Origin of the sequence: Streptomyces flavofungini (genome assembly GCF_041028215.1) — a bacterium.
Classification (GTDB): domain Bacteria; phylum Actinomycetota; class Actinomycetes; order Streptomycetales; family Streptomycetaceae; genus Streptomyces; species Streptomyces flavofungini_B.
Genome location: NZ_JASKYR010000880.1, coordinates 1 through 2,824 on the forward strand (window position 1 = coordinate 1; position 2,824 = coordinate 2,824).

General features: G+C 74.0%; 2 protein-coding genes. Both read left to right on the forward strand.

Translation table 11 applies throughout. The features are described from left to right. Positions 1-1,793 (forward strand): ATP-binding SpoIIE family protein phosphatase (locus AB8Z36_RS35935; protein ID WP_369217587.1); only part of this gene is annotated, 1,793 nt, incomplete at its 5' end. A gap of 41 nt (positions 1,794-1,834) precedes the next feature. Beyond that, complete coding sequence (locus AB8Z36_RS35940) at positions 1,835-2,695, forward strand: Fpg/Nei family DNA glycosylase (protein ID WP_369217588.1); 861 nt, start codon at positions 1,835-1,837, stop codon at positions 2,693-2,695. The last annotated feature ends 129 nt before the right edge of the window (positions 2,696-2,824 follow it).

The following is a 2,824-nucleotide window of genomic DNA, read 5'->3' on the forward strand; positions in this document are numbered from 1 at the left end:
ACGGCACCCTGCGCTGGACCCACACGCACGGCTGCGTCCGCCGCGACGGCACCGGCCGCCCGCACCGCATCGTGGGCGTCGTCAGGGACGCCACCCGGGAACTCGGCGACAGCCCGCCCGCCCTGCGCGAACAGGCCGACGAGGAGGCCGAGCGGCGCCGCAGGACCAGCCTCGTGCAGGGGACCACCGCGGCCCTCGCGCACGCCCGCACGGTCAGCGACGTCATCGACGTGCTCAGGGACACCCACGGCCTGGCGTACCTGGGGGCGTCCAACCTCGTCATGGGCCTCGTGGAGGCCGGGCGCATCCGGCTGGTCGCCGAGGGCCCCACCGGCAGCTTCGTGCCGGGCACCCGGCTGACCCGCGTGGACGAGCCGTACCCCATGAGCGAGGTCGTCCGCACGCTGGCGCCGCGCTACATCGAGTCCGCGCGCGACTTCGCCGAGTCCTATCCGGTGCTGTGGCCGCACATCGCCGGGCTCGGCATCACCGCCGCCGCCTACCTCCCGCTCATCGCGCAGGCCAGGCCCATCGGCGTGCTCGGCCTGCTCTACCAGGACAAGACCGGCTTCACCGTCGAGGAGCGCAACGTCCTCGTCGCCCTCAGCAGCAGCATCGCCCAGAGCCTCCAGCGCGCCATGTTCTACGAGCAGGAGAAGGACCTCGCCGAGGGCCTCCAGCAGGCCATGCTGCCGCGCACCATCCCCGGCGTCCCCGGCGCCGAGATCGCCGTACGGTACCGCTCGGCGGCGCTCGGCCGGGACATCGGCGGCGACTGGTACGACGTGATCCCGCTGCCCGGCGGCCGGGTCGGCGCCGTCATCGGCGACGTGCAGGGCCACGACACCCACGCCGCCGCCGTCATGGGCCAGCTCCGCATCGTGCTGCGCGCCTACGCCGCCGAGGGCCACCCGCCCGCCACCGTCATGGCCCGCGCCTCCGGCTTCCTGCACGAACTGGACACCGACCGCTTCGCGACCTGCCTGTACGCGGAGGCCGACCTCGGCACCGGTGTGGTGCAGTTCGTGCGCGCCGGGCACCTGGACCCGCTCCTCCAGCTCAGCGACGGCTCCTGCCGCAGGGTGCCGGTCGGCGGCGGTCTGCCGCTCGGCCTCTCCGCCGAGTTCGGGCGCCTCGACTACCCCGTCACCACCCTCGAACTCGACCCCGACCAGACCCTGCTGCTCTGCACCGACGGCCTCGTCGAGGAACCGGGCCACGACCTGGACGACGGCATGCGGGCCCTCGCCAGGCTCGCCGCCTCCGGCCCCCGCGACCTCCAGCACCTCGCCGACCGGCTCTGCGGCATCGTCGACGGCAGGGGCGGCGAGGACGACGCCGCGCTGCTCCTGCTGCGCCGCCGCCCGCTGGAGGCGCACCGGTCCGGCGGCCGCCTCCAGCAGCATGTCGCGCCGGGCGACCCGGAGGCGCTCACCGAGGCACGGCACATGATCAGGGCCGCGGTGCGCGCCTGGGGCGCGGGGGAGCGCGCCGACGAGATCGAGCTGGTCGCCGACGAGCTGATCACCAACGCGCTGATGCACACCGAGGGCTCCGCGATCGTGACCCTGCGGGTCCTGAGCGGCGCCGACCGGCGGCTGCGCGTCGACGTCGAGGACTCCTCAAGCGCCCTGCCGCGCCGCAGGGAAGCGGGCGAGGAGGGCGTCTCGGGCCGTGGCCTGCTCCTGGTGGACCAGCTCGCGGACGGCTGGGGCGTGGACGCGCGCGGCAGTGGCAAGAGCGTCTGGTGCGAGTTCGTGATGCCCGCCAGGGACCGGGGGGACGGGCCGTGAGAGCCATGCCCGCCGGAGAACGAAGAGGATGAGGGAGAGCCATGCCGGAACTGCCCGAAGTGGAGGCGCTGCGGAGCTTCCTGACGGATGAGCTGGTCGGCCGCAGGATCACCCGTGTCCTGCCCGTCGCGGTGAACGTCCTCAAGACGTACGACCCGCCGCCCCTCGCCCTGGAGGACCGCACGGTCACCGGCGTGACGCGGCACGGCAAGTTCCTCGACATCGACGCCGAGGGGCTGCACCTGGTCACGCACCTGGCGCGCGCGGGCTGGCTCCAGTGGCGGGACCCGCTCCCCGAGGGCCTCCCACGGCCCGGCAAGGGCCCGCTGGCGCTGCGCGTGGCCCTGGACACCCGGCAGGGCTTCGACCTCACGGAGGCGGGCACCCAGAAGCGCCTCGCGGTGTACGTGACGCCGGAGCCCGAGGAGATCGAGGGCATCGCACGCCTCGGTCCCGACCCGTTCGCCCCGGACTTCGACGAGGAGCGGTTCGCCGCCCTGCTCGCGGGCGAGCGCCGCCAGATCAAGGGCGCGCTGCGCGACCAGAGCATCATCGCGGGCATCGGAAACGCCTACAGCGACGAGATCCTGCACGCGGCCCGCATGTCGCCCTTCAAGCTGACGTCGAGCCTCACCGCCGAGGACGTGCACGGCCTCTACGAAGCCCTGGTGACCACGTTGAGCGGGGCGGTGGAGCGCTCGCGGGGCCTGGCGGCGGGAAAGCTCAAGGCCGAGAAGAAGAGCGGCCTGCGCGTGCACGGGCGTACCGGCGAGCCGTGCCCGGTCTGCGGCGACACCATCCGCGAGGTGTCCTTCGCCGACTCCTCGCTCCAGTACTGCCCGACGTGCCAGACGGGCGGGAAGCCGCTGGCGGACCGGCGGATGTCGCGCCTGCTGAAGTGAGAGGGCCCTCAGGCCCGTACTCCCACGGCCTCAGGGCCGTACCGTCGTGAGCCGCTCGCCCGCCGCCGTCCGCACCTCGTAGTGGTCGGTGGCCGCCGTGCTCAGGTCGGAGGCGCCCCGCGTCCGCAC